Here is a 25,327-nt window from a genome sequence, read left to right as displayed (position 1 = left end):
AACGTTTATGCGACTCCGTCGGCTACCTAACCGAACAACTGCTATAACCATGCTCGGCTAGAAGCCCAGTGTTTATGAGGCTTCGTCGGTTACCTAACCGAACAACTGCTATAACCATGCTCGGCTAGAAGCCCAGTATTTATGAGGCTTCGTCGGTTACCTAACCGAACTAGTGCTTTAACCGTGATCGGCTAGAAGCCTAGTGTTCATGCGTCTTCGTCGGCGACCTAACCGAACTAGTGCTATAACCGTGCTCGGCTAGAAGCCCAGTGTTTATGCGGCTTCGTCGGTTACCTAATCAAATAGATTTAAATTTACCTTTGGGTACTCACTTTCCAAGGAGCTAAGGAAGGGCTAGAGGCTAGCCAACAGATCTATGCGTCTTCCTTAAACTTTACTGCGTAAAAAACTATATTTTATGAAGTAACTTACTTTCTTTCGATAGCTTCACCACTACCATATCTTTCATCGAAGATGGGTACTTACCAACCCCAGTTGCTACGATGGCTTGAAAATCCACATCAAGATCGGTGCTAAGATCATTTAGCTTCGATAAAATTAAATCTAGGTTATCTTTATCAATACCAGCTGTCTCAGGCGTATCGACTAGTATCAATTTAGGATAAGGTATATCTAACTCCAAAGACATTTTTAACAAGGTTATGAAATATAAGAACCTAACAGAGACCTTAGAACTTGCCTCTCGGTAAATCCCATCATTTATTACAGGTAAATAAGTGTCAGTGCTAATCTCTGCCTTTCTCACATCAGATAACGAATTCTTCATCAAGTCATTATAAATATCACCAAACTCCAATATTCTATTCTTCAGCTGACTCTCTGACTCAATCTCCACTTTCTTAAAAGCAATTTCTTTCTTTTTATAATCACTTTCTTTAACACTAAGTTCTTTATTGAAACCCTCAAGCTTAGCCTCCATTTTTAACAATTGATAAAGTTCAGAGATCTGCTCTCTTAGCTCTGATATCTTGTCTTCGACGCTGTCTACTTTTGAACTATCAACTTCAATCGCTAAATTTGAAATCATATCATGAAGCTTTTTATCACATTCTCTGATTTTATCTTCCATCTTTTCTTTTATAGCATTAAGCCTATTGATACTCTCATTAAAGCTATCAATTGCAGAGTCAAAAGACTGCAAAGATTTAATTTTATATTTTAGAAGCTCTTGATATTCCTCAGAAGAATAAAAGTAACGTTGATAGTCTTCCTCAACTACTTCATTACCACAAACACATTGATTTGGCACACGGCAAACATCTTTTAGACAATAAGGACATGTATCAGGGCTAAATAAAGACAATTGTTCATGCGTAAGAATTATCTTAGATATTCTATCAATATCAATTTGCGTTGAATCTTTACCTTGAACAATAGTTAAAAGCTCTCTTTCTGTGCTTGATATTTTAGCATTTATTCTATTTAGTTTTCTCTCTTTAATTGCTTTGTTATTTTTAATGCTATCAATTGAACTAAGAAGAGAGTCAGGTGCTGGCTTTATCTTAACAATCTCTTTTCTGTATTGTATGAGCTGATCTAGTCTTTTCTCATTTTCAGATATTTCTTTTGTTATGAACTGAGAGTTTTTAACTTCTGCCCCTTGATTTATTTCTTCAACAAGTTTCTTATATTCAACATAAATAGACCTTGCTGAATCTTTTTCTTTAAGGGCAACTTTCAAATCTGAAAGCGCTGCATAATAATCAAGTAGAGATTTCCCAACCAAAATCTCAAATATTGCTTTTCTTAAGTTTAATGAATCAGATACATAACCAGAATTATCAGACTGTTTATATATTGAACTTGGATCGGCAAGCTGATTATGATATACAAGTCTTAATAAATCGGTGAAATTTATTTTAAAAGTATTATTTCCCTGAGTGAAATTAAAAACACTTATATTAAGCTTATTTAAAATCCAATCAGAAAATATATAGTCCTCAGCCTTACCTCTATTTATAGGAAGGTTAAGTGACATTTCATCACCAGATGAACCATCACTTAAAACCAAAATAGAATTCGCACCAATACGCCTTATTAAACGATATGACTCATTATTAATAGATACATCTAAGGTAACGGAGTTATTCTTATCAAATACTATTTGCTCATGTTGTTTCTCACCGCCTTTTTTAAACTGCTCTACTTTCCCACTCAACCCATAATAAAGCAAATCAAAGAAAGTCGACTTACCAACACCATTGGGACCCTCGATGATCACAATCTTATTATTCATCATTGGGGATTCATAAAAATACTTATCCCCTTTGTAAGAAAGTTTATTTATCTTTAGAAAGCCCATGCATTTATACCTCGAGATTTATATACATTCTCAATAAATTTTTCATATGACAAAACATTGAGCCGCTTAATAACAGATTTAACTAATGCAACATCCTCTCTAATATCTAAAAATGCATCACTATTTAATAACGCATCTGGAATAGCGTTATCACCCAATGAGATGTCATAAACTTCAACGGTATTAGTTCGAATTAGGTTTATATAGCCCTCACTATCCAGAACCTTTAGTAGCTTCTCTACCTCTACTTTTTTTCTTCCCGCATTAGCGAAGCTATCAAATAGAAAATCTCTGTCATTATTATTATTAACCTCTCTATTTTCATACCTATTAATAAGATCTATCAACCTAGAATCAGATATGATTTGAATTAATAACGATATTTTCCTATGGTCTTTAAATTTCTTACTCTTGGCTTTTTTTCCTATCAGATCATTCAAAAGAAATAACGTCACGTAGGTCATAACGTAAAAATCCTCACCAGAAACATACATCATTCTTTTTATATTATTCATAACCATCAAGCGCCAAGTAACAACCATTGAAAAGAGAGTAAACTATTCCTTTTACTAGATCTTCATTTGAGGTGTTATAACTATAGTCTCTCTCAAGATTCTTCACTCTCTCCAAAGCTTTATTCTCTAGCAAAGAGAACACCTGCTGGATTTTTTTCTTATCAAAATCACTATTTTCGTCTAAGTACTCCATAATCACATCATTACACACAGAGTAAACTCTCGCCTTTAATGCCTTATAGTCCTTTCCTAGGCTAGACTCTTCAGATGCAGCTAAAGCAGCTTTAACATAGTAACTTTCAGCTCTTTTCTTATTATAATCAGGACAAACATCAAATATTTTCTGCTTGATATCTCTTACGTCATCCGTATCTATCTTATCCCATAACTCCCAAGAATTATCTTTAAGATAGGACGAACCGCTCTGTTTAGCTTTTAGGTAAATATTTTCTATCTTATCTCTTGAAACTAAACGTTTTATCAATCCTGACGCTGTCTTTTTTTTATTGAAAACATAATGCAATTCATGAAGAATATTGTAATCTTTTCCTTCACACATGAAATCAAAAAATTCGCAGCTTTTTATTTTTTCTATGATTAAACTTTCAGTATCAATATCATCTTGCTCAAAAACCCAAGTGATAGAGTTAATAAACCCCTTAAAGCTATTAACATTTATGCTCTTTACAATTTCCGTATAGCCTACTTTCCCATCATCTCTATCTTGATACTGGCTTATATACTCTTTTTTAAAAATAGCCAAGGCGATAATTACATCATTCTCAGTCAATTCTAATTTTTCCGATATTTTCTTTAGAATGTTATAATTACCAGAAAGACTTTTATCTATATCGGGGTTATTTTCTAAAAACACCTTGTCAATCCTTTCATTAGCCAAACCAGTTTTCGCATAGAAAACAAGAGACAATGCAGGATCTTTTTCATGCAAAATATATTGATCAAAAAAGCTAACCATCGTATTTCTTACAGGTTCACTTCTGAAACTGAAATTAGAAGAGTAATCCTTATCTTCTTCTATTATTTTCTCTTTTAGTTCGCCGTCTGATTTAACATCTAATAGGAAGACATCTTCGACAACTTCAATTGCACAATAGACATGTTCACTACCTTCAGATATTTTATCCAATATTAAACATATTGCACGTTCAATTTGAGTATCAAAACCCTTGCTTTTATCGCCTGCAGTTCTTCCAATTACATTTGTCATGTATCAACACAGCCTAATCAAGTTTCATCCCCACCAACTGTAAAGGGGCATTTGCCTCATATAATACCTTGCCTTTATTAGTTTACACTATATCAATATGACGTATAGTAAGTCAGTCACAACATACATTTTTGAAGATTGTCTACTTACCAATCAAATTAACAGCAGCCGCCTTATGCTCTGGCGCTAAGTGGGCATACCTTAGCGTCATCTTAAGGTCGGCATGACCGAGCAGTTCACGAACTGTGTTCAGGTCAACGCCTGCCATCACTAGCTTGCTCGCAAAGTGGTGGCGGAGGTCATGAAAGTTGAAGCCTTCAATCATGGCAATATCTAGCACTGTCGCCCAAGGCTTTTTCACATCGGTTAGCGGTTTACCTGCTTCTTTTCCTTCAAACAGGTAACGAGAAGCAGGTGTTTGCTCACGCCACTTAGTTAACACATTAAAGGCTTCATTGTTTAACGGCATGGTGCGAGAGAGTTTTGATTTGGCATTGCTGGCTTTCACTTGTAGAAAGCGCTCACCAAAGAACACATCACTCCACTCAAGGCCGAGCAGTTCCCCTCGGCGTAACCCTGTATTAATCGCTAACAACACGAGCGGCTCAACGTAATCTGCAAATGCTACATCATCCAAACTTGGCATAGTGTCATAGCGGCGAATACTTCTGTGTTCGTTGGCTGAACGTCTCGCCTCTCTGATTTTCCAATCTCTTTCTTTTAAAGCATGGCGTAAGCGCTTTTCTTCGGCTTCATTGAGGTAACGAACGCGGGTGTTATCGGCTTTAATGGCTTTCACTTTGCTGAGTTCGTGCGATTCAATCAGCCCCCACTCAACAGCGCGTGATAAAGCACCTTTGAGTGAATTCACTGTGTAGTTAATTGTGCCTGCAGCTTTACCAAGCTTGCGCTCTTTGCTTCGCCATTTCTCAATCTCCCATGCAGTGATCTGGCTTAGGTCTTTGTCTAGCAGGAATTTGAAGCGGCTGAGTAAGTGCTTGATGGTTCTTTCTGAGGTCTTTGGGTTTCGCATGGTCAAGAACGGCAAATAGCGTTCATTGAGGAAAGTGGAGAGCTTGAGGTGTTTTCGGCGCAGGTTGTCTTCCCTTGCCTGCTTTTTGATTTCTTGAACATCATTACCTTTTGCCACTTCACCCGCTTTCGTTTTAGCAAGATCTCTTGCTTGAGCAGGGGTGATTTCGCTCGCCAATCCCAGTTTGTAATTTACCTGCTTTCCATCAATGCGGTAATAAAGGTAATAGGTGACTTTTCCCGCCTTTGACATGAGCGCATGAAAGCCTGCGATCTCGGTATCATTCAGTCGCCTTTCTTCTAAGGTAAGCTGTTTGAGACTGGTGGCGGTTATCTTCTTTTTGATGGTCATTTTGTCGGCGTCCTTGCTTTCAATTTCTCCGTTATAGCATATTTATAGCAAAAATTTTATATCGCCATGAATTCCCGTGAACAAGGTAAAACAAACAACCACACACAAACCTATGATTTAATTAATTTTATATATTCACTCCTGTTCATGGGTGTTCACTGATAAACAGTATTTTAGTTACTCATAATCGCATGGTCTTTAATTCAAAATGGAAGTGTCGCATAGTCCTCGATTATCGATCATTTTTTTCGGACTTCATTTAAAGGTCTGCCTCTGCTTTTTTTCCTATAACCTTTGTATCTGTTAAATACACTGAAGCCACTCGAAGGATGACCACTCAGTCTTGAACTTATTCACCTTCACATAGATATACTTCATTGCTTTTAAGTTTTAGTGAGGGTTTTGGATGTTGAAAGCAAAAGCTATTTTATCTGGCTGCGTGATCTTTCTCTTCGGGTGCGCAAGCAATCTTAGCCTCCCTAGTGACACTGCACGGATAAGATTTGTCGCAACATCAGACCTCTACTCCCATGTATATTCATTTGAAAATTATGGCTGCAAAGGCGGCCGAAACTTCGAAATGACAATACAACAAGGGGGGCTAGATATTGACACTAGTGATTCATTGCTCGGTATGCCTTTGATGGACTTCGACCCAAAATCAGTCAAAGAATACGAACATCCAGCACCTCAGCGTTACTATGGCGCAGTGTCAACAAATGGCAATATTATTAAATATGGAGACTCATCGGCATCGTCTATCAATCTGTTCTGCGCAGTGACATTTTCTGTAAAATTTCAGCCGGGAAAAGACTACGAATTTGTTCATAAGGTAAAACTGACCGAAGACGACATTGATTGTAGTGTTCTAGCCTATCAGCTAGTAGAAAAGGACGATGGATCATTTACTCGGATTCCCGAACCTGTATTACCTGTTTTTGGCGAAAAGTGTGCCGAGGAATTTAATTAACCCAGCCGAGACTTTCTGGACAACCAACACAGGCAAAACCATAAATGGAGCATAGATGGGACACTCGTATTTAGAAAACAATCTTTGGCATGGTGTTTCTAGTTCTAGCTGTGTTATCACTGATTGGGGATTGGCTATCAGGACTTTGAGGTTTTTGGATTGTCCCTACATTGGTTACTATCGCCACTCATCGGTGTGAGATGTCATCTCTGTTTCGTTTATCTCCGGCAACTCACTCATTTTTAAACCACAATGACAGCACTTCACTGAGCCAACGGCCTCTTCAACACGCATTCGCCCAATCGCAATTTGGAGCAAGCTATAGAATCGCTTTCCACAACGAGGGCATTCTGCCGTTGCTAAACGCCAATACAGAACAAATATAGTGATAGAAATTGACGCGTTTAAAATGGCAAAGGGAGGAATAGCAACGGCTGCAACAGATGACAATAGGAAAAGACTAAAGAGAGGCCACTTTAAAGAGTGGAGGTTGTTATGTCGCTGCTTTATCTTTCTGAGGCCAGCTAAGTGCTCTTCCATGCAAAAATCCTCTGCTTATTGGCAAAGTATATCAGCCTCAGTTTCTTGCGTAACAGCATACTGAATCGTCAAACAATCCAACGTCCAATTCTGGCTAATGTGACTTGCTTTGAAGAAAAGTATACCTTCGCCTTTGCTTCCTTCAATACCATACTCCATTTCAGCAAAACCCTCTGATTCAGGACCACCAAGCTTTCCTTGGTTCAAAGAGTAATCATAGGGAATACCTATGTTGACCTTAAAAATATAACTAGCTGGTAACTAGCTGGGACATACATTTTTAGAAGAAGCCAAAATCACCCTCATAACTAGCTGGGACATACATCTTTACTAAGGCCGCTGTTAAATAAGGCTTTTAAGTGGTGGGTGAAGGTTATGGTGAAGAGACCCTTCATCGTTAAGGCGGTTCACCAATTGGTGAAGGACGTATACATGGTGAAGGGAATTTACCTCCTTCACCAACCATCTTCACCACGCTGTAGCCCTTGTCATATAAGGCTCTAAGCAATATTTGGTGAAGGGGTGAAGGAGTTTTGTCAACTTTTAGAATTTGGCTGCTTGTGACAGAGATACCAAAAGCTGAACCTAGCATCATCAAACAACGTGGAAATACCGAGTGATTATATTGACTGGTTTAAACCTACTTCCACTTACTCATCAAGTATTCTTGACTAATCAGCCATGACATTGAAGTTCAGAGAAAAAGAAAACAGCTCTACTAAGCAGTATACTTTCTCGACATTGCAACAAGAACAGAAACGGTGCCCAGCATGATAGACAATCAATTCCACTTTTAACATCATGGATATATCGCTGGTATAGAAACGGATAATTTATGTCAAACCAACATGTTTCCGTCATAGCAAATATGGGCATGCCATCAAACATCAAAGGTGTTGGTGGTGGGGCAAAACTCAAAGCTAAAGATGATCTTTTCTGGGGAGATGAAGCCCTAGCCAAAATGGATGTTGAATGCGATGACTGAGTTAGTGACGACAAAATCAGGAAAAGGAAGCACTTCAGAAACTAAGATAAAAAAAGTTAAGTTCGCTGACTTGTGGAACAATTACCCAGCATCGCGCATAAAACATGACAAAGACGGAAAAGGCACAGACTTCGCTAATCACTGCGCTATCAATGTCAGCACCTCATTATATAAATCAGGTGTAAAACTGAAGCTTTCCCGCGAAAAAGAAAATGCTGGGGATGCCCGACCCCAGATGACAAAGGAAAGGGTATTCACGCTCTTGCCGCACAAGATTTAGCAGATTACCTCAAGAAAAAGCTTTTTTCGGTTGCCCTGCTCCAACAGCGATATCCCCAAAGGATTTATACTCAGGCATAGATGGCAAAAAAGGTATTATTTTCTTTAAAGATTATTGGCTCAGAGGCTCCTCCAGAACGGGGGATCACATCGATCTTTGGGATGGAAATGAGCTGGCTAGTCTTGGATATTTACAGAGTCATATTAGGCGATGGTTCCCCAGTTTTTCTGAGGATTACTTAGGTATGTCAGATTTTGAAAGATGCAAATCAATATTATTTTGGGAAATGACATGAACGTCCTTAAGAAGCTGCTGACTTTGTTGCTTTTATCCTTATTCCTTATGGCTTTTTATGTGATTTTTCTAGGCGAGGCCCTATACGATTTCATCATGCCCTTACTGTTTAATGGACAGACTTTTGAAGGTGAAACAAGAGCTTACTATTATTTTAGATTCTTATTACTTTCATATGTCGTGATATTCGGAATATCGCTTTTTTACTCCCAAAAACTATCAAGATTGTTTCATAAACAAAAAGGAAACCAAACATAGTAACTACAGCAATGTCGCCTCAATGAATGAACTAGCTGGGAGAACTAGCTGGGACATACATCTTAACTAGCTGGGACATACATCTTTAGAGGAAGCCCAAATCCCCCCCAAACAGCACTCTTCGATTCACGGCATTGAGGCGGCAACGTCTCGATATTTCGCCATTCGAAGGAAAATTTGGCTAATTTACAAAGAATTGGCAAATAACAGATATGCAAAAACCACCAGTATGGTGGGGATTCGATGGTTGATAGTATGTATTGAGGCGCTAGCTAGCAGGTATCCGAAACCCGCTCAGCCGCTTTCGACCTAGCAACGGCAGAGCAACTTTAATAGACGACTCTGTGCCAATCATGCAGCCCTTTTCTGCGTGCATATAGGTATCGAGCCATTCGGCTGAATCAAAACCTAAACGATTGAGTATCTCAGGCTCCTGGCTATCAATATAACCTCGTTTATCTTCTCGGCTTTGTCGCCCTGTCCAAACAACAAGCTCTAGGTAATCCATTAGTCTAAACGGTAAGCCATCAGGCATGTCTTCTCGCGGGTTGCCGACGAAGGGAAACAGGTTAGGGGGAGTCGCTTGTGCTTTCTTTAATGACGTAATACGCGCTTTGACGGATGTGTATTCTGATGTTGCTGGGGTTTCCGCTATCGCTGCTCGTACTGGGTTCAAATCAACATACGCCATGGCAGCAGCCAGCGCTTTTTCATCCAGTAATGCTTGGCTTTTAAATCTCCCCTCCCAAAAATGTCCTGTGCATTTGTCCTCGCGATTTGCCTCTAACGAAATGTACTGATTGAGTAAACGCATAAACCAGCTGATTGACGATAGCCGCTCTCGCCACATCTCTGTGATTTCATTGCATCGTTCTATTTCTGCGTCTGAGAGTTTATCTCCCATAATTAAACGCTGAATCAGTGCAGGGCCTTGATGAAAAGACAACCAGCGCTCGACGATTTCAGTCTGTTTCAGACTGTTGGCCTTTTCTATGTTGATGTGGAGTACCACGTGATAATGGTTACTCATGATGGCGTAAGCACAAACATCAATACAAAAAGCATTGGCAAGGGCTAACAAGCGTTTTTCTATCCATCCTCTTCGGTGTTCGTAGGACTGTTGAGCCCGTTCATCATATCCGCATAAAAATGAACGACGGACACAACGAGAAACACAGTGGTAATAGGGCGTGGCGTCGACACTGATAAGAGAGGCGCGTGCTTTTGTCATTGAAATTCAACATGGTTTTGCATTGGCGATGTAAGAATACTATCGCCCAATGGCCAGCCTTTCATCTTCATCCGCCGCGTTTGAGCCTAAAGCCTCGTAACAATGAAACTGACAAATTTATACTTTTCGTAATGTGTGTGTCCCGCTTAATTGGGACACCCGCTTAATTGATGTGTGTGTCCCCGCTTAATTGGGACACATATGGGCGTACCCTTATTCCTCGCCGCTTATTCCTCGTTTGTTCTCCGCTTGTTCTGTTAGTAAGTGAGAACTCATTTCACGTATTTAATGTTTCATTTTTAATATATGTCTTTCATTTCTCGTACCGGCACTTCACATATTGAATTGAATTTTCATTTTTTGTATTTATGTTTCATTAACACATAAACCGAGGATATCAACAACTAAGGTTTGATGTTAAAAAAAATGTGCAATACGATATTTTAACAAATACAAAAAAAGGACTCCCTCATATGGCAACAACAAAAAGCGTACTTACACCTGTATTATTATTGATATTGCTGAGCGGATGTAATGGTGAAAATGGTGACACCACTGGCACCAATGATGAATATTTACTAAGAAGCACATATCACATCAACCCAGAAAACCCATTGATTGCAAATGTGGAAACAACTGATGGTATAGTGGAATTCTATGGCACAAAAGATAGTGAAGGGCTATTAAAAAGCATAAACAAGAAGATAATCTACCGTACAGAAGAAGATATGATGAGTGGCGACTTCATATTAGTGGAAAACCCTGAGCTAGGATTGGAAATTAACACCTTTAGTAGCGGAGACTCTATTTCTATAGACACAAGAAATGAGGAATTGATTAAGTACACCTTCAACTTCTCCGATGGTAATAGTGACACGATATATTATACAGCCGACGATACCCCTGCCCCCACAGTATTGGCCTATAGATCAGGACAATCATCAAGTACAACTTATGATTATTACAGTAATGCTTCAACATTGAATTCAGACACGGGCTTTATCCCTTTGGAAATAGAGCAATGTGGGAAACCGAAACCTGACTTAGATGGCATCACTACAAGAGTATTCTTTGACAACATTTCCATCAGTTACTCAATGTCAGATAGCGGAAATGGTAACTATAAATCTAACCGAAAATTTGAACCAAACGACTTCACCAACGACAAGCTTACAAGAGCTTTCTATGATTCAATTGAAAACGACGTACTCTCTCCACTTTGTGGCGAATTAACAACATCTGATGATCTATCATCCAAAAGTACAGCTAAAAGGCTAAAAGCAGCAAAGAAAGATATTGGGCAAATTGTTGGAAAATATTTCGATGAAATAGGCGTTTCAGTATCAAAAAAAATGGTTGTTGCTCTTGGTATTTTTGACTATGCAAAAACAGTGAGCGAAGTCACTCAATGTGCTTTAAAAAACATAAGCAACGAACTTGACTTTGACACTGGACTTTATCATATAAAAAATTCCATATCAGATCTTGTTATTGATAAGGAATATGATGTGTTCATAAGCTACTTAGATGGCGGGATCAAAAAGATAAAGCATTCAAAATGGACGCCATATTCAAAAATCAAAATTGCACTATCTGATGAACCACAATTACAGTTGATACCACCTTCAGGTACAATATACGAGGATCAGGATTACAATGTCTCGGCTGTGGCTTCTTGTTCTATTGGTGAAACAATAACGATGAAAGTGGATGGTACAGATGGATATACGGACTCTGTGAGCAATATTGTAACTGGTGACCCCTTTCATATAGAACTCAATGTACCAGGTGCTGAGAGAGGGGTAATAGATAGAGTTCAAGCCTCATCGGACAATGACCAAGTATCAACTAAAAAAACCACTATCTACTTCAGATAAAATCGACAAACACAGGTTCTATTGTAACACTTGATAGATGGATTAAACCCACCTATCAAGTGTTATTGGTTAGATATATTCACATAACTGACCACTTTGAAATATCAAAAAAAGGTAAGTTGCTCGATATTTACCACCTTAGTCGATACGATGACTACTTTAATCAGAGCCCTCGCTTGAAAAGATCGAGATATAACAAGTACCATCGTGGCACCCAAAAGACCATACAAAGATTCGCGCAAATGAAAAATAGCTTACTGGACTATACAGAGCAGGAGTTTTTAGACCTACTAGTGAACTCATATGATGATGGCTTCCCTGATGATGACTTGGATAGGCTGGTTTATTTTTTTAACCAGAGTATCGCGCACCCACGAGGTAGCTCCCTACTCACACACCCAACAATAGTGGGTATTGAAGACTCACCAGAGGCAATTATCGCTGAACTCAAAAGGTGGTATACAGAACAAGGGAAACCTTGTTTCAAGGAAGATATTTAGCAAACATCTGATTACACATAAGAGATGCTTGTGCGACTTCTAGCCAAAATATTCAATTCCGATACTTCAACAGAAAAAGAGGATAGCACTCCAGAAAGCATTGTACGTATCGTTAAAGAGTGGAGAGCATCACAAGGCTTGCCCGGATTTAAACGAAAGTCATTCTAGTCAGAATGTAATGTTTGGTTCTGTCACATGGTGTAGCACTAGTATTGTTACTCTACCAATCATTTTAAACGGATTTTTCACGAAACGCTTTACACACACAATAGTCACCTTCAAGTATTCGCGAAAATTTTGGATTAATATCAGGTACGTTGGAAAAGTAATATGTTTGAACTCGATTTTTTTGACAAAAAAACTGAAGTGTTACTCGAAGAATACACCTTAACCACGCTCACCCCTGAAGACGTTCACCGAATATTTGGTTTTCATTTGGAAGGGAACTGCGCTGATGTTGACCTTGAACAACTCGCACAAATAGAGCGCATTGTAGGAAAGTCATTCAACAGTGAAGGAAAAAACATCTTTATCTGTGAAACCCAAGGCTAGAAGCCTTTACGCATTGAAGGTAAAGGGTTACAACTACACGAATCATACCAATTATTAGTAGCTCAGACCTGACAGACTCCCTTTCGAGTTGTTATATTTAAATAGTGAATAATGACAAATTCATTGAGGAAATATTACTCAAATTCGACTTGGTAAACCACTTGTTCATCGTTGAGTTTCAGACACAATTGTGAAATATATAAACAGCCTTCTTTTACGAAAGGCTTACTTCCTGTGACATCAAGTTTTATAATATCTCTAACTTCGTTGATGCTTTTTCCTACCAGGTTTTCATTCGCGACTATAATCGCCTGATTCAACGCATCGGTAGTATACTCGTAACTGGCATTGTGGTATGTCATCGTCACACCATGATTTATCGCTGAATGGACAAAGACAAATAGCCAGAGGACGTTAGTGATTATAAGAGTGACGATTAAAGCAATGACCTTTTTCATACTAGCCTCCATGAACTATCTTTTTATTCTTGCCTTGCTATTAGAATCAATTATTTTTAACTCACTAATTTTACGGAAGTTAAGATATATGGCGAAGATGCATAGTACGAATGCAAGTGCGAAAAACACATTCGTTTTCAATGGGCCCTCATGATAAACCATTCATAACTCACAATAATTACCGTAAAAAACCAAAACTTAACATTTCTTTTCTTTTCTTTGATTTTATAAGACAGATATTCAGGGAAAACCTTCAATCGACCGATAGGAGAGTTTTCAAAAACCTCAATATTATGTTGGAAAAAACGCTCTGCCCTATCTATCTGCTCCTGACAATTTTCAGAGCAAACAGCGCCATTTCCAGTATCAATAGCACACTCAAGACATATTCCCTTAAGGCACGCTTTACAAAGCCCTTTTGCTAAAACGTCATGTTGAAAGCATTCCAATGCTGTCTCCCCTTTATCATTGACACAGCGAACCGTTAAACTCTAGATTGAAAGCGATGATTATTTCCACCAAAGGCATAGGTTAATAGTCGCCCCTGTTTTGTCAACATGAAAAAATGGCTGTTGTATGAATAGTGATGTTTCGCAATTTCAATCCAAGTATTTCATCCTCCCCTTAACTTAACGCGATTTTCATCCCACCACCCAGTCGCAAAAAAGATAAAAATCCAAAAAATATTTCTCAGATTTAGACTGCTTGCATTCACTCACGTAAAATCTGACGGCGTTATATTCATGTTCAAGCATATTCGAAATACTATCTCATAAAATTTGCAAAGGAATGCAATGTGAACAATCTCGTCAGGAAAATTGTTAAATCTATTATGCCCAAAGATGGGATTTTATATACGCCGGAATACCACACTGATTGGGAACCAGTGGCAGTAGCAAACGAAAGCGGTGAAGTATACAAAACAGAGGCTGCATATGCCGTTATTCAAATGGACGATGGGAATACGTTTTACGTGCCATTTATTGCTCCTGGCTTTTTCGCAGTACCTCCTGAAGAGGTGAAGGAATTCACCGTCCATCCTATTTCTGAAGAGCTACTGATCCAGTTTTCTGCAAAAGAAACCAAAAAGAAAAATACCATCGCATTTGGCCTGGTCTCACTGTTGATCGTGGGTTTGATCGCTCCTTCCATCATCAAATCACATCGCGAAAAAGAATATAATCAAGCTATCAACATCGCAACCAATGCGTTAATAGAGGAAAAAAACCAAGAGATAAGAAAGGATTATCAACGAGAACAAGATCGGGCCGCATTAGAAGATCGCATTGCTGAAGTGACGGCAGCAACAGGTGATGTCTATGTGCTAACCAATGCTCCTGCCCCAATTCAAGCGAGCCTGGGGCCAAACCATATCGGGTTTGGGATTGGTATAACGTCAATTGCTGCTGCAGCGATTTATGACAATAACCCTGCTCGAGACTTTCTCGACAATGAAGATAAATATGGATTCACCTTGATGCTAGCCCTGCCTGAAGACGAGATTCGTTTTCCGCAAAGTCGCATTGCATTTACCAAAGCTGAAAGTCAGGAGATCGATCCCGAAACACCAGTGCTCGCTGTCACGGTATCCACCAAATATTCCGACACAGAAATCGATGCCATGATTGCTAACAACCCGAACTTGGGTTCAAGGCAAGAACTCGAAAAATTCGAACCTGCGCTAATAGATGGATACATTCGTCAACAGTACTGGGTTACGCCTAAAGAGTTGGAAACCGGCACGTTGACGTTCTCAAATATCCACCTTCAAAACAGGTCATTTGATATGGAAAACACTCGCTATTTTGTATCAGCCACTAACGGCAGGTTACCCTTAGAAGAACAAAAAGCCTTAATTGACCAATTGCGTGGAAAATTCGGCATTCCCACCGAGGCACTCTCACGCTGTTGCAGTTGGCAGCAAGTAACCTTCCAATAAAGCCGTCCCTTCTGTTGGGCAGACATTGGGCCACGCGCCTTTCAGCGACTTGGCAGAGAGGGAAGAGAAAATGAAGGGAGAGGAAAAAACGTGGTTTTTCCTAAACCTCAGATCCCTCTCGAACTGCAGAAATATTCATCGGCTCACATTGATCTATCGTTCTGCCTTTGTCGTTTATCGCTCTGCTTAAATAAGCAAATCTTGCACTTCTCGCCTTGGTGATTCAGGGGTTGGCTTGGCTTTCCCTAGCCTGAATACCATTTGCACGGTGTCCGTTTCTGGTACGTTAAAATACTCCTTAAATTCCTGCTGCAATGGCAGCATATCTTTATATTCTTGCAAGATTTGGCTCATAGGGTGTTGGGCAATTCCGAGTGAGGCGGTCAGTAGGTTAATACGATTGTATAAGCGCCCGATTTCCACCTGCGTTTTACGCGTGTTGTTTTTACTGACGAGCAACGCAAAGTGCTGAGTGCTCTTGGTCACCGCTTCAGTCAGCTTTATGCCTTCTTTGCCAAAACGGGCTGGGTCGCTCTCTGCTGCGCTTCTAGTAACAAAGAAGGTTTCCGCTAACCAACGTTTTGCGCCAGTTACGCCGTTCTGTGCGAGCCCGAAACCATCACGATGCTGCGCATACTCTTTGTCGTTGAAGCGGAACATATTTATTGTTTCCATGCTTCTGTCAGCATTCTGCTCTTCGATAAACATGGCTTGGTTTAAGAAGCCTCGCATCGCGGCTTTATCACTGTCGCTTTGAACCATTTCAATGCTGTAATCACTGCCTGTCGCCGTGTTGATTATCTGGCTCAACTCGATGTCGCTAAGCAGCTCATGGGTATATTCGGTCTTGTTAGATTGTCGCGTGAGCAAATACGGAAATAGAGGATCGGGCGTGATGCTTTCGTCGCGTTGAAGCGTAATAGCCGCGACGGGTTTATCTTCCAGTGCTTGATGACTGTATTCGCCACGAGGGAAGTAGTGAACGTTCGCCCTCACCCCAAAGTGAGTGGCAGCAATAGCAAGGCTTTCGATGAATGTGCCCTGACCTATATGAATTTGTCGGTGGATAGGGTCGGTTTGTGGAAGAAGCCTGTCGCTGTCGACAAACAGTAAGATCGTATCTTTGCCTTCTAAGGCGACTTTCCATGGCTGAATGTTGTGAGGGTTTGGGCATAGCATCGCGTAACTGAGCAGCGTTTTACGAATGTCGGTGTAGGTATGCGTAGGCCGAAGGGCTGCGCTGGCGGCACCTGACATTTGGCTCACCACAACAGGTCCTGCCGCCAAAACAACCGCTCCTGTTCCCATCACTTTAATGAAGTTCCGTCTATTCATCGCTATCCCCTTTTTTGATGTTCTGCTAAAGTACATTCCATGGAATAAATATACATTCCATGGAATATATATCAAGAGGTTTGATGCATATGTTGACAGAAAAACAATCACTTTCTTTTAAGTTAATGATTTCATTGGGTATCGTACACCAGCTTACCGATGCTTGGTTGAGCAAGGCGCTCGAACCTTGTGGGTTAAACCAATCACAGTTCAATTTACTGAATCACTTTTCTCACCAACCTGAGCGAGAGCAAACGATCAGCCAGCTTGCTCAAGTGATGCAGATGAACCAACCGGGTTTAACGAAAGTCGTCAATAAACTCGCAGATCAAGGGCTTGTTGATGTTCGAAAAGATGATGAAGACGGAAGGAAGAAGTGGATAAAAATCAACGCGAATGGCCTCGCTCGCGTCCAATCCGCCTTCAATAGTTTTCTCCCCAATATTGATCAATGTTTTGACCAATGGGACGACGATGAAATGCGCCAAATGCTGCAACACACTGACAAGCTCAAAACGTGGCTAGATAACAATAGAGAGCCGTCTTAAAGCGCGTTTTTCCGTGTAAATAGGCCTTCGCGTAAATAGGTCATTGCCATCTCTCACCTAGCTATCTCATGCCTAAACGGTCAGGCCAAAGCGCTGCACTGGTGCGACCGCAGAGCAGATGCGTGAATCAGTACGTTAATATTGAATGTGGATCAGGGAAGAACAGGTTCAAAAAAAATGGTGATGCAAGCATATACCCACACTGTGGGGGCCGTTAAAACAAGAACAGCAAGCCTACCCAAGGGATAGCAATGCACGCTATCCCTATTGCGCGAACCAATGATGACGGCTGCCCAGCCACCATGTCAGGAAACAAAAAAGCAAGGAAGCCAATAGACGGCAATGCGAAGTAAAACAAACCCAATCGAGGATGTGTGGGTAGTGCCATACCAAACCACAGATACAACACATACCCAAGGTAAAAACCACTGAGTAAATAGTGCCGATAATCTCGTTCTGACCAAATAAATATAAGTGCCAAATAAGGCACAAGAAGCAACCACTCCATTCCTACACTCCTTTGTATCTAATCAACCCATATACTCGAAACACTCGAATTCAGAGGTCATCAATGCGTTAAATTCGAAGCAGTTTGCATCCTGCCCATTCAAGTTATTAGGTATATAGCCGCGGTCGAAAATGGAAGAAGCATACTGCGCTAGCACCCTAAACCGCAAAGGTGCCCCCAGCTATTCCTCAATTGATACGCCACTCCACACTTATTGCTTTGCTATTACACCTATTCACACATCTCATTTCGAGTACATCGAATTTCAAACGGTCGTTTTATGTCTATAGTCAAACGGTAAGCTAGGATGTTTTTAGGCTTACTTTTAGTGGGGTTAATGGCAATGTTAGACAGACTTGATTACCTGCAAAATCTCTTGCCCAGTGGGAGTACGAATCGCGTCGTGCCCATTTATATGTTTGCAACCGATGAGGGGCTACCCGTCATTTTGCGTGTGAACATGGGCAATGCGCGAAGCGATATTCCTGTCGCGTTATTGGCTTTCGATATTGACCCGATAACCCCAACGTTTCGCTGTGAAGTTCAATACCCAACTGAGAATGTGAAGATCTACCTTTTTGGGAAACTGACGGGGAAAATATTTACGTTGGGCGCGGCCGAAATTGATAACTGGTCAACGCTGGAAGCGTTAGTGAAAGCAAGTCTTGTTACTCAAGAACCTGAACCGATTTCTGAGTGAGCGATGACTAATAGCCTGTCTTTCCGCTTAAAGACAGTTCGACTCTTACTCTCTGTGCTCGCTCAATACTCCACATACTTTTGTGTTTTCGTATCCCACTTAAATGATCGCAACAGGGTTTTTGTTGCATGCTCAATGTCATCTAAAATTTGATGAATACCTTCATCATTAATCGCTTTAAGCTTAGATATTTGGTGATAAAAAACGGTCCACGATACGGTGGCGTCGTCCCAGTACACTACATCTTTTCCTTGGCTTCCTTCTGTCACAAAGATGTATTCGGGTGGCTCTACATGCCGATTTAAATGTTCTGAATCGATATGATACTTGGCAATTTCGGCTTCGATTTCATCAACAAGCTTTTGCTGACCAGCGCCACACGCAGAAATGCTGATCAGCACTTCCCCATTGTACTGACTCATGTCTTTTAGAATGGGAGAAAGTGCGAGAAATAAACGGTGCCAATTAATGAAATCACGCCCAAAAGAAATGCCGTTTGCATTGCCGTGCGCTGATATATGAACACAAAGCGGAACCCTAGCATGATTGGCTGCAATGTAATTCCCATCTATCGATGAAATGTAATCAAGGTATTTGACTAAGTCTTGCTCACAAAACGCCCTAAGAATGGCAACTTCGTGGCCAATGGCTTTGCAGATTTTCTCTAGCGCTTTCGCTTCCGAACGCTCTTGAAGCAGATCCATGGGATCAACACACTCGATGATAAAAAGGCGAATTTTGTCTATCACTGCAACATCCGTTTATCAGCCAAATAGTCTAAAAAAGTTACCATAATCTAGGCGTATGCCGGCGATGACGGTCGAACCGCGAGAGGCACTCGAAGAAAAAGGTCATTGACAGTCTCAACGGATAAGCCATGACGAGCACCAATCTCGCGTGTAAGGGGCCAAGCTAACTCTTTGGCGCCCCTGACTCTTCGCTTTGAAGGCCAGCACTCACTTGCTCGCGTAACTGAAACTTTTGAATTTTCCCCGTCGGCGTTCGAGGGATCGGCGTAAAAGAGAAATGCTTGGGTACTTTAAAGCCCGCCATATGTTGGCCGCACCACGTTTTTAGCTCTTGTTCCGACACGGTTTTGTCTTCGCCGCACTCAACAAAGGCAAACGGAACCTCGCCCCATTTTTCATCGGGGCACGAAACAACCGCAGTCACTGCAACAGCAGGATGCTTGTAAAGAACATCTTCAATTTCGATGGATGAGATGTTTTCGCCACCAGAAATGATGATGTCTTTCGAGCGGTCTTTGAGTTGGATATACCCATCAGGGTGTTTGACGGCCAAATCGCCGGAGTGGAACCAGCCTCCTTCAAAAGCAGATTGTGTTGCCGTTGGGTTTTTGAAGTAGCCTTTCATGACCACATTGCCTTGAAACATGACTTCACCCAGTGTCTTTCCATCTGCGGGTACTGCCGACATGGTTTCAGGGTCAAGTACGTCAAGATTTTCGAGAGGTAGATATTTCACACCTTGGCGCGCTTTAAGCTTTGCTTGTTCTTCGATGGGTAACAGGTTCCACTCTTGGTGCCATTCATTGACGACGGCAGGGCCATAAACCTCTGCTAATCCGTATAAATGCGTGACCTCAAACCCTGCTTCTTGCATCTGCGCGAGCGTTCTTTCCGGTGGCGGCGCAGCGGCAGTGAAGAAGGCCACCTTATTGGTGAGGGTCTGATTTTCCGCAGAAAGAATGATATCCATGACAATGGGCGCACCACATAGGTGTGTCACCTTGTGTTTATGCAATGCCAGCCAAATCGGTTCTTTTCGTACCTGCCGTAAGCAAACATGCGTGCCGCAAATCGCCGATAGCGTCCACGGAAAACACCACCCATTGCAATGAAACATGGGGAGTGTCCATAGGTAGGTCGAATACTTGGGCATGTCCGCAGTGAATACGTTTCCTAACGCGAGAAGGTATGCCCCGCGGTGGTGACAAACCACCCCTTTAGGGTTACCTGTGGTGCCCGATGTGTAGTTGATGGAAATTGCGTCCCATTCATCTTCGGGCATCAGCCACGAAAACGCGCGATCACCCTGAGCGACAAACTCATCGTAGTCCTGATAGTGCTCGTCGGTGTCTACGCTTGATAATTCTGTCCATTCGCTGTCGTGATAAACAATGACCAATGGTGACACGTCAGCCACCGCAAGTGCCGCTTGTGCGACCGACAAGAATTCCCGATCTACAATCAGCACTTTGGCCTGCGCATGAGCGAGCTGATAAGCAATGGTCGCGGCTTCCAATCGCGTATTGACCGAATGCAGCACAGCGCCCGCCATGGGGACACCGTAATGACACTCCAACATTGCGGGGGTATTCGCTAACAAAGCTGACACGGTATCTCCGCGCCCCAATCCCAGATTCGCTAACTGGGAAGCGAGCTGGCGGCTTCTGTCATAAAACGTTTGATAGTTCACCCTGATATTGCCATGAATGATGGCGATAGCATCGGGATAGTTAGCCGCAGTTCGCGCGAGAAATCCCAGAGGCGTTAGCGGCTGAAAATTTGCGGGGTTACGATCGAGCCCGACGTTATATGGGTTTTCCATGCACCCACCTCACTCATTTCGCCAAACAGGGGGACGTTTTTCGACAAAGGCGGAAATCCCCTCTTCGCCGTCTTTGGTCAGCATATTGTCCACCATCACGTCGCTGGCATAGGCATAGGCCTGCGCAAGTTCCATGTCCTGCTGGCAATAAAACGCTTCCTTGCCGATAGAGAGTGTCAGCGACGATTTTTCCGCAATCTTATCGGCAACCGCTTGGGTCATTGCGGTGAGAGACTCACTGTCTGTGGTGCGATTGATCAGGCCTATGCGCTCAGCATCAGAGGCTGAGATCATGTCTCCAGTGAGCAGCATTTCCATGGCATGTTTGCTGGAAACATTGCGGGATAACGCCACCATAGGGGTTGAACAGAAAAGTCCAATATTGACGCCAGGGGTCGCAAACCGCGATGTGTTCGAGGCATATGCCAGGTCGCAACTGGCGACGAGCTGACACCCTGCTGCGGTAGCAATACCGTCTATTTCAGCAATCACCGGCTTCGGGCAATGCACGATGGCGGTCATCATTGCGGCGCATTTGTTCATTAAGGTGGCGAAAAATGCCCGTCCCTTGTCAGATTCCTCTCTCGCTGCAGTGATCTCTTTCAGATCGTGCCCCGCACTAAAGGCAGGACCATTGGCATTAAGAACAATAACATTCACCTCTGACGATTCAGCTGCATTTGCAATGGCAGCATGCAACTCGCCAATCATGGTTTCTGAGAGCGCATTCCTGCGCTGAGGATTGTTCAGGGTAAGTCTTAACACACCGTTATCACTGAGATGAGATTCAATCTGCGTAGGCATTTTTCACTCCATTACTGATGTAGGCAGATTGATTCGACAATCAAAGATGCTCAATCGTACCTAGTGTCCTTAGTTTGGCTTCCATTACAGAACACACAGGCTTATCACGATAGGTTAGATGTAAGAATTGTCGGAATCTCTCAACCTAAAGACGTATTTGGTATCGTTCAGATGCACACACTTTTTTCGCTCAATGCGGCGCACCAAGGTGTTTCTTCCCAACATCACATCTTCCATCCCCTCTTGTATCGAATCCAAGAAAACAGTGTCAGTTCATCCGTGACGTTAGTTACAAATAAAAGTGAAGAGCGTATATCTACGGGGGTAATTAGTCAGAAAAAGAGCGCTGCACAAACAAAGAAGAAAGCGCTTTCAAAAAAACATATAGCTGACTGTCAATGTTGGCATCTTGACCGTAATAGGAGTAGCAACATGGAAGTAAAAACGCTCTCTGCCGTTTTTATCGCATTGTCATCAGCGATGATGCTGTCCTGTACATCAAAATATGACACGGAGAAGCCTTTGATTCAGAACAACAAACATTTCGGATTATCATCAACGGCTGAGATCCTTCTCACCAGCGAAGCTGGCGACAAAATGTCAGTGATGGCAAACCAAACCTTTACCAGTGAGGCTGCAAGCGGCACGCAGATCGTGATCCAACCTGATGTGGTTAAACAAACCATTTCGGGCATTGGTACCTCGTTCACGGAATCCTCGGCATTTGTTCTGGCGCACCTTCCGGTTGAAAAGCGCCATGAAGTGATGAATAAGCTCTACGCTGACACGGGCGCGAATTTCTCACTCACGCGCACGCCCATTGGTTCGACTGACTTTTCTGTTGAAGGCAAATTAGGCTACGCCGAGGTTGAAGGTGACAGTGAGCTCAAACATTTCACTATTGCCCCTGACAGCGACGGATTTTCAAAGGCGAAATACGCAGGGATTCAGGATGAATCGTTTGATGTGCTGCCCATGATCCACGAAGCCATGGCGATCAAAGCGAAACAAGACGATGGCACCTTGAACATCATTGCTTCAGCTTGGACTGCGCCGCCGTGGATGAAAGACATCGATACTTGGTTCATCAAAGGAACAAAAGAAAACAACTGGGAAGGCACCGGCGGAAAGCTCAAGCCGGAATATGTCTCGACCTATGCTGATTACTTGGTGAAATACCTTGAGCACTATAAAGAAGCAGGCGTTGATATTTGGGGGTTAACACCGGTGAATGAACCGCATGGCAACAGCGGCAACTGGGAAAGTATGCATTTCACCGCGGAAACCCAAAACAGCTTCATCAAGGATTTTCTTGGCCCGAAATTAAAAGAAAGCGCGTTCGCTGATACTCGCGTACTGATCTACGATCAAAACCGCGATCACTTGGAACATTGGACCGATGTGATCTTGGGCGATCCTGAAACCGCACCGTATGTGTATGGATCTGCGGTTCACTGGTATTCCAGCACAGTAGATGTTTATGAAGACGTGATGGATCGCGTTCACAATAAATTCCCTGATTTTGCCATCATTCATACCGAAGGCACGATCGATGATCTCGGTAAACCTGCTCCGAATGGGATTTTAGATCCGGTGAAGTTTCAAGAATCAGGCTGGTTTAACAATGACGAATTCTGGTGGAATGAAAACGCAACGGATTGGGCGTACACCGCAACGTGGGCACCCAACCCTGAGAACCACCCGATCTACACGCCAGTCCATCGTTATGCCCGTGACATTATTGTTAGCTTGAATCACTGGATGGCAGGTTGGGTTGATTGGAATGCCGTGCTCGATAGCCAAGGCGGTCCTAACCATGCCGGAAATTTCTGTGGTGCACCCATCATGATCGACGTTGAAAGCGGTGATGTGTATTACACGCCAATTTACGATGTGCTGGCACAGTTCAGTAAGACAATTCGCCCAGGCGACAAGGCGGTGCAAGCCGATAAGATACTGGATGGGTTAGAGGACGACGCGCTGCATACCAGTGCAACGATCAACAGCGACAACCTCTTGAGTGTCCAACTGCTAAATACCACTAAGGAGCCAATCGAATTGGATTTGGTTATTGGTGCGCAAAACGCGCAAATCACTCTTCCAGCAAACTCAATACAAACGGTTCGCGTGCAGCTGTAGTCACTAATACTCTGCAACCCCAGCGTCCTTGTTTGAAATGACATGATGACCGCTATCGGCCTTCGAGCCGATAGCGGTTTTTGTTTTTCGTCTTACGCTCGCCACAGCATCGTGAGTATCTGTATACTGCCTGCCTTCGGCAATTACGCCCTTATCTAGGTCATTCTCATGTCATCATCTCCTGCGAATAGCGTTATCGTTCTCGACTTCGAAACCACTGGCTTATCACCTAATATGGGCGACAGAGCGATCGAGATTGGTGCGGTGAAATTGGTTAACGGAGAAGTGATTGATACATTTCAAGCGCTGATGAATCCAGGCTTTAGGGTGAGCAGCTTCATTGAAGGTTATACTGGGATCACTAATAACATGCTGCGCACCGCAGCCAGTTGTGACGATGTGATGGCGGAGTTTTGCGATTTTATCGAAGGCTGCAACCTTGTGGCTCACAATGCCTCTTTTGATAAACGCTTTTTAGATGCTGAGCTTGAGCGTCTAAATCTAGGCTATTCCGGTCAATTCGCGTGTTCAATGCTTATCGCCAGACGTCTAATTCAAGACGCGCCAAGCCACAAACTGGGCGAACTCGTGCGTTTCAAACATATCGACAATGATGGTGTCTTTCACCGTGCCTTAGCTGATGCACAGATGACGGCAAAGCTTTGGTTACTCATGTTAGAACAGCTTGAGCAACAGCACATAGCTAACCCGAACTTTGGATTCATGCAGACCATTAGCAAAACCAGTAAACAAGCGATGGGTGGGTTGTTTCAAAAAATTCGGGGCAATCAGACGGGGCGATGATGGTATTTCGATAGGTATTTATCTGACGGCAAGATAAATAGTCTATCGGTGTCACTTTCGCGCGAATAGGTTCAGCGCGGTGCAGTCATTAGTAAACGAGAAAGTCTCCCATCACGTTGCCACTCGGCGCAATAATTTTTCCTGCACCAGTTTGGTCACAGTATTCGAAATCGATATCGTGATGGCTTGACGTCATCTTCGGTAAGATGTGTCGCTTCAGAATATCGCTGTTTAACTGATGGATCTCTGCCTGCCATGAGGCCTTTTCTTGGTGTAACTGAAAATCAATTTTTATCATTTTTCACCTTTGGTAATTTGCTGTTTCTTATCGCGAGTTAATTGGTACCAGTGACGCTGTCGGCTTGTTCTACGGGACATAATTTTCCTTATTTCAAATATTCAAATACTCGTGACCACACCCAAAATAATGGGTGCAATATCGCCTACAAAGCGCTCATGAGGCGTATGTAAAACGCACAATCACGACTCGCAAATGCAGAGAGTTTGTGATGTTTCTTTTGGACTGATAGTAAAGCTATTGAATGTACGATGAAGATAAAGTTGACGCAGGGAGATTAAACGAA

The 25,327-nt window shown here is 42.2% G+C and carries 26 protein-coding genes and 1 pseudogene; 12 read left to right on the top strand and 15 right to left on the bottom strand.

The genetic code is table 11. The features are described 5' to 3' along the window. Window positions 1-409: 409 nt before the first annotated feature. From L4D06_RS19745 to L4D06_RS19730, 4 genes are all read right to left on the bottom strand, one after another. Entirely contained in the window at window positions 410-2,323 is a 1,914-nt protein-coding gene (locus L4D06_RS19745) for an AAA family ATPase (RefSeq protein ID WP_429740849.1), read from the bottom strand. Beyond that, window positions 2,311-2,838: a hypothetical protein gene (locus L4D06_RS19740; protein ID WP_429740848.1), complete on the bottom strand. Its 528-nt coding sequence runs from the start codon at window positions 2,836-2,838 to the stop codon at window positions 2,311-2,313. Before L4D06_RS19740 ends, L4D06_RS19745 begins: the two co-directional genes overlap by 13 nt. Continuing rightward, window positions 2,831-4,066, bottom strand: coding sequence for a hypothetical protein (locus tag L4D06_RS19735; RefSeq protein WP_429740846.1), 1,236 nt, complete (start codon window positions 4,064-4,066; stop codon window positions 2,831-2,833). Before L4D06_RS19735 ends, L4D06_RS19740 begins: the two co-directional genes overlap by 8 nt. Window positions 4,067-4,208: 142 nt before the next feature. After that, window positions 4,209-5,450 carry a site-specific integrase gene (locus L4D06_RS19730; RefSeq protein ID WP_429740844.1) on the bottom strand — a complete coding sequence of 414 codons (1,242 nt, stop codon included), beginning with the start codon at window positions 5,448-5,450 and terminating at the stop codon, window positions 4,209-4,211. Window positions 5,451-5,856: 406 nt separating this feature from the next. Between L4D06_RS19730 and L4D06_RS19725 the strand changes: the two genes are divergently transcribed. Beyond that, window positions 5,857-6,420, top strand: coding sequence for a hypothetical protein (locus L4D06_RS19725; protein WP_429740842.1), 564 nt, complete (start codon window positions 5,857-5,859; stop codon window positions 6,418-6,420). A 177-nt stretch (window positions 6,421-6,597) separates the two neighbouring features. Here L4D06_RS19725 and L4D06_RS19720 read toward each other — a convergent pair whose 3' ends face one another. Together L4D06_RS19720 and L4D06_RS19715 are read right to left on the bottom strand one after the other, a co-directional pair. Next, the gene (locus tag L4D06_RS19720; protein WP_429740840.1) at window positions 6,598-6,960 is read right to left on the bottom strand and encodes a hypothetical protein; all 363 of its coding nucleotides are present in this window, start codon (window positions 6,958-6,960) and stop codon (window positions 6,598-6,600) included. A 15-nt stretch (window positions 6,961-6,975) separates the two neighbouring features. Next, the gene (locus L4D06_RS19715) at window positions 6,976-7,167 is read right to left on the bottom strand and encodes a hypothetical protein (RefSeq protein ID WP_429740838.1); all 192 of its coding nucleotides are present in this window, start codon (window positions 7,165-7,167) and stop codon (window positions 6,976-6,978) included. A 628-nt stretch (window positions 7,168-7,795) separates the two neighbouring features. Here L4D06_RS19715 and L4D06_RS19710 point away from each other — a divergent pair. The 3 genes and pseudogenes from L4D06_RS19710 to L4D06_RS19700 form a co-directional block, all read left to right on the top strand. Next, complete coding sequence (locus tag L4D06_RS19710) at window positions 7,796-7,945, top strand: hypothetical protein (RefSeq protein ID WP_429740836.1); 150 nt, start codon at window positions 7,796-7,798, stop codon at window positions 7,943-7,945. Beyond that, the gene (locus tag L4D06_RS19705; RefSeq protein ID WP_429740834.1) at window positions 7,938-8,225 is read left to right on the top strand and encodes a hypothetical protein; all 288 of its coding nucleotides are present in this window, start codon (window positions 7,938-7,940) and stop codon (window positions 8,223-8,225) included. The genes L4D06_RS19710 and L4D06_RS19705 overlap by 8 nt, the downstream gene beginning before the upstream one ends. A gap of 28 nt (window positions 8,226-8,253) precedes the next feature. Continuing rightward, window positions 8,254-8,520 (top strand): annotated as a pseudogene (locus tag L4D06_RS19700) (T6SS effector amidase Tae4 family protein); the annotation flags it as partial. 525 nt (window positions 8,521-9,045) lie between these two features. Here the strand turns inward: L4D06_RS19700 and L4D06_RS19695 are convergent. Then, window positions 9,046-10,008: a transposase gene (locus L4D06_RS19695; protein ID WP_429740833.1), complete on the bottom strand. Its 963-nt coding sequence runs from the start codon at window positions 10,006-10,008 to the stop codon at window positions 9,046-9,048. A gap of 473 nt (window positions 10,009-10,481) precedes the next feature. Here L4D06_RS19695 and L4D06_RS19690 point away from each other — a divergent pair, with 473 nt between their 5' ends. From L4D06_RS19690 to L4D06_RS19675, 3 genes are all read left to right on the top strand, one after another. Then, window positions 10,482-11,885, top strand: a complete 1,404-nt coding sequence (locus tag L4D06_RS19690; protein ID WP_429740831.1) for a hypothetical protein — start codon at window positions 10,482-10,484, stop codon at window positions 11,883-11,885. Between the two features lie 242 nt (window positions 11,886-12,127). Then, the gene (locus L4D06_RS19685; protein WP_429740829.1) at window positions 12,128-12,385 is read left to right on the top strand and encodes a bacteriocin immunity protein; all 258 of its coding nucleotides are present in this window, start codon (window positions 12,128-12,130) and stop codon (window positions 12,383-12,385) included. A 330-nt stretch (window positions 12,386-12,715) separates the two neighbouring features. Next, entirely contained in the window at window positions 12,716-12,937 is a 222-nt protein-coding gene (locus L4D06_RS19675) for a DUF7683 domain-containing protein (RefSeq protein WP_429740825.1), read from the top strand. A gap of 134 nt (window positions 12,938-13,071) precedes the next feature. Here L4D06_RS19675 and L4D06_RS19670 read toward each other — a convergent pair whose 3' ends face one another. Beyond that, window positions 13,072-13,395 (bottom strand): hypothetical protein, encoded by a 324-nt coding sequence (locus L4D06_RS19670; protein ID WP_429740823.1) that lies wholly within the window; start codon window positions 13,393-13,395, stop codon window positions 13,072-13,074. A gap of 137 nt (window positions 13,396-13,532) precedes the next feature. Beyond that, window positions 13,533-13,844, bottom strand: a complete 312-nt coding sequence (locus L4D06_RS19665) for a hypothetical protein (RefSeq protein WP_429740822.1) — start codon at window positions 13,842-13,844, stop codon at window positions 13,533-13,535. A gap of 347 nt (window positions 13,845-14,191) precedes the next feature. Between L4D06_RS19665 and L4D06_RS19660 the strand changes: the two genes are divergently transcribed. Beyond that, the gene (locus tag L4D06_RS19660; protein WP_429740820.1) at window positions 14,192-15,334 is read left to right on the top strand and encodes a hypothetical protein; all 1,143 of its coding nucleotides are present in this window, start codon (window positions 14,192-14,194) and stop codon (window positions 15,332-15,334) included. A gap of 186 nt (window positions 15,335-15,520) precedes the next feature. On the opposite strand, the gene L4D06_RS19655 is transcribed toward L4D06_RS19660, so the two are convergent. Beyond that, window positions 15,521-16,669 carry an Acg family FMN-binding oxidoreductase gene (locus L4D06_RS19655; protein ID WP_429740818.1) on the bottom strand — a complete coding sequence of 383 codons (1,149 nt, stop codon included), beginning with the start codon at window positions 16,667-16,669 and terminating at the stop codon, window positions 15,521-15,523. 83 nt (window positions 16,670-16,752) lie between these two features. Between L4D06_RS19655 and L4D06_RS19650 the strand changes: the two genes are divergently transcribed. Beyond that, entirely contained in the window at window positions 16,753-17,217 is a 465-nt protein-coding gene (locus L4D06_RS19650; protein ID WP_429740817.1) for a MarR family winged helix-turn-helix transcriptional regulator, read from the top strand. Window positions 17,218-17,431: 214 nt separating this feature from the next. Here the strand turns inward: L4D06_RS19650 and L4D06_RS19645 are convergent, their stop codons facing one another. Continuing rightward, complete coding sequence (locus L4D06_RS19645) at window positions 17,432-17,725, bottom strand: hypothetical protein (RefSeq protein ID WP_274164756.1); 294 nt, start codon at window positions 17,723-17,725, stop codon at window positions 17,432-17,434. A 343-nt stretch (window positions 17,726-18,068) separates the two neighbouring features. Between L4D06_RS19645 and L4D06_RS19640 the strand changes: the two genes are divergently transcribed. Beyond that, window positions 18,069-18,425 (top strand): hypothetical protein, encoded by a 357-nt coding sequence (locus tag L4D06_RS19640; protein ID WP_429740816.1) that lies wholly within the window; start codon window positions 18,069-18,071, stop codon window positions 18,423-18,425. A gap of 62 nt (window positions 18,426-18,487) precedes the next feature. Here L4D06_RS19640 and L4D06_RS19635 read toward each other — a convergent pair whose 3' ends face one another. The 3 genes from L4D06_RS19635 to L4D06_RS19625 all read right to left on the bottom strand — a co-directional run bounded on the left by L4D06_RS19635 (window position 18,488) and on the right by L4D06_RS19625 (window position 21,800). After that, window positions 18,488-19,174 carry a hypothetical protein gene (locus tag L4D06_RS19635; RefSeq protein ID WP_274164754.1) on the bottom strand — a complete coding sequence of 229 codons (687 nt, stop codon included), beginning with the start codon at window positions 19,172-19,174 and terminating at the stop codon, window positions 18,488-18,490. A gap of 163 nt (window positions 19,175-19,337) precedes the next feature. Then, the gene (locus tag L4D06_RS19630; RefSeq protein WP_429740814.1) at window positions 19,338-20,996 is read right to left on the bottom strand and encodes an acyl-CoA synthetase; all 1,659 of its coding nucleotides are present in this window, start codon (window positions 20,994-20,996) and stop codon (window positions 19,338-19,340) included. A gap of 9 nt (window positions 20,997-21,005) precedes the next feature. Further along, the gene (locus tag L4D06_RS19625; protein WP_429740812.1) at window positions 21,006-21,800 is read right to left on the bottom strand and encodes an enoyl-CoA hydratase; all 795 of its coding nucleotides are present in this window, start codon (window positions 21,798-21,800) and stop codon (window positions 21,006-21,008) included. Window positions 21,801-22,232: 432 nt separating this feature from the next. Between L4D06_RS19625 and L4D06_RS19620 the strand changes: the two genes are divergently transcribed. Both L4D06_RS19620 and L4D06_RS19615 read left to right on the top strand, forming a co-directional pair. Continuing rightward, on the top strand, window positions 22,233-23,939 hold the full coding sequence (locus L4D06_RS19620) for a glycoside hydrolase family 30 protein (protein ID WP_429740811.1): 1,707 nt from the start codon (window positions 22,233-22,235) through the stop codon (window positions 23,937-23,939). Between the two features lie 168 nt (window positions 23,940-24,107). Further along, a complete protein-coding gene (locus L4D06_RS19615; protein WP_429740809.1) occupies window positions 24,108-24,743 on the top strand; it encodes a 3'-5' exonuclease in 636 nt (211 codons plus the stop codon). 88 nt (window positions 24,744-24,831) lie between these two features. Here the strand turns inward: L4D06_RS19615 and L4D06_RS19610 are convergent, their stop codons facing one another. Then, on the bottom strand, window positions 24,832-25,041 hold the full coding sequence (locus L4D06_RS19610; RefSeq protein WP_274164751.1) for a hypothetical protein: 210 nt from the start codon (window positions 25,039-25,041) through the stop codon (window positions 24,832-24,834). Between the last annotated feature and the right edge of the window lie 286 nt (window positions 25,042-25,327).

The organism is Enterovibrio makurazakiensis (genome assembly GCF_050336585.1).
Classification (GTDB): domain Bacteria; phylum Pseudomonadota; class Gammaproteobacteria; order Enterobacterales; family Vibrionaceae; genus Enterovibrio; species Enterovibrio gelatinilyticus.
Note: the sequence above shows the minus strand (reverse complement) of the source record. Positions and strands in the feature narration are given on the sequence as shown.

Excerpts from the sequence above, each read along its gene's own strand:
- L4D06_RS19710 (WP_429740836.1), top strand. The coding sequence starts at position 7,796 with ATGTCAAACCAACATGTTTCCGTCATAGCAAATATGGGCATGCCATCA.
- L4D06_RS19615 (WP_429740809.1), top strand. The coding sequence starts at position 24,108 with ATGTCATCATCTCCTGCGAATAGCGTTATCGTTCTCGACTTCGAAACC.
- L4D06_RS19720 (WP_429740840.1), bottom strand. The coding sequence starts at position 6,960 with ATGGAAGAGCACTTAGCTGGCCTCAGAAAGATAAAGCAGCGACATAAC.
- L4D06_RS19695 (WP_429740833.1), bottom strand. The coding sequence starts at position 10,008 with ATGACAAAAGCACGCGCCTCTCTTATCAGTGTCGACGCCACGCCCTAT.
- L4D06_RS19620 (WP_429740811.1), top strand. The coding sequence starts at position 22,233 with ATGGAAGTAAAAACGCTCTCTGCCGTTTTTATCGCATTGTCATCAGCG.
- L4D06_RS19730 (WP_429740844.1), bottom strand. The coding sequence starts at position 5,450 with ATGACCATCAAAAAGAAGATAACCGCCACCAGTCTCAAACAGCTTACC.
- L4D06_RS19705 (WP_429740834.1), top strand. The coding sequence starts at position 7,938 with ATGACTGAGTTAGTGACGACAAAATCAGGAAAAGGAAGCACTTCAGAA.
- L4D06_RS19610 (WP_274164751.1), bottom strand. The coding sequence starts at position 25,041 with ATGATAAAAATTGATTTTCAGTTACACCAAGAAAAGGCCTCATGGCAG.
- L4D06_RS19630 (WP_429740814.1), bottom strand. The coding sequence starts at position 20,996 with ATGGAAAACCCATATAACGTCGGGCTCGATCGTAACCCCGCAAATTTT.
- L4D06_RS19670 (WP_429740823.1), bottom strand. The coding sequence starts at position 13,395 with ATGAAAAAGGTCATTGCTTTAATCGTCACTCTTATAATCACTAACGTC.
- L4D06_RS19640 (WP_429740816.1), top strand. The coding sequence starts at position 18,069 with ATGTTAGACAGACTTGATTACCTGCAAAATCTCTTGCCCAGTGGGAGT.
- L4D06_RS19645 (WP_274164756.1), bottom strand. The coding sequence starts at position 17,725 with ATGGAGTGGTTGCTTCTTGTGCCTTATTTGGCACTTATATTTATTTGG.
- L4D06_RS19625 (WP_429740812.1), bottom strand. The coding sequence starts at position 21,800 with ATGCCTACGCAGATTGAATCTCATCTCAGTGATAACGGTGTGTTAAGA.
- L4D06_RS19675 (WP_429740825.1), top strand. The coding sequence starts at position 12,716 with ATGTTTGAACTCGATTTTTTTGACAAAAAAACTGAAGTGTTACTCGAA.
- L4D06_RS19685 (WP_429740829.1), top strand. The coding sequence starts at position 12,128 with ATGAAAAATAGCTTACTGGACTATACAGAGCAGGAGTTTTTAGACCTA.
- L4D06_RS19650 (WP_429740817.1), top strand. The coding sequence starts at position 16,753 with ATGCATATGTTGACAGAAAAACAATCACTTTCTTTTAAGTTAATGATT.
- L4D06_RS19655 (WP_429740818.1), bottom strand. The coding sequence starts at position 16,669 with ATGAATAGACGGAACTTCATTAAAGTGATGGGAACAGGAGCGGTTGTT.
- L4D06_RS19745 (WP_429740849.1), bottom strand. The coding sequence starts at position 2,323 with ATGGGCTTTCTAAAGATAAATAAACTTTCTTACAAAGGGGATAAGTAT.
- L4D06_RS19740 (WP_429740848.1), bottom strand. The coding sequence starts at position 2,838 with ATGAATAATATAAAAAGAATGATGTATGTTTCTGGTGAGGATTTTTAC.
- L4D06_RS19690 (WP_429740831.1), top strand. The coding sequence starts at position 10,482 with ATGGCAACAACAAAAAGCGTACTTACACCTGTATTATTATTGATATTG.
- L4D06_RS19735 (WP_429740846.1), bottom strand. The coding sequence starts at position 4,066 with ATGACAAATGTAATTGGAAGAACTGCAGGCGATAAAAGCAAGGGTTTT.
- L4D06_RS19725 (WP_429740842.1), top strand. The coding sequence starts at position 5,857 with ATGTTGAAAGCAAAAGCTATTTTATCTGGCTGCGTGATCTTTCTCTTC.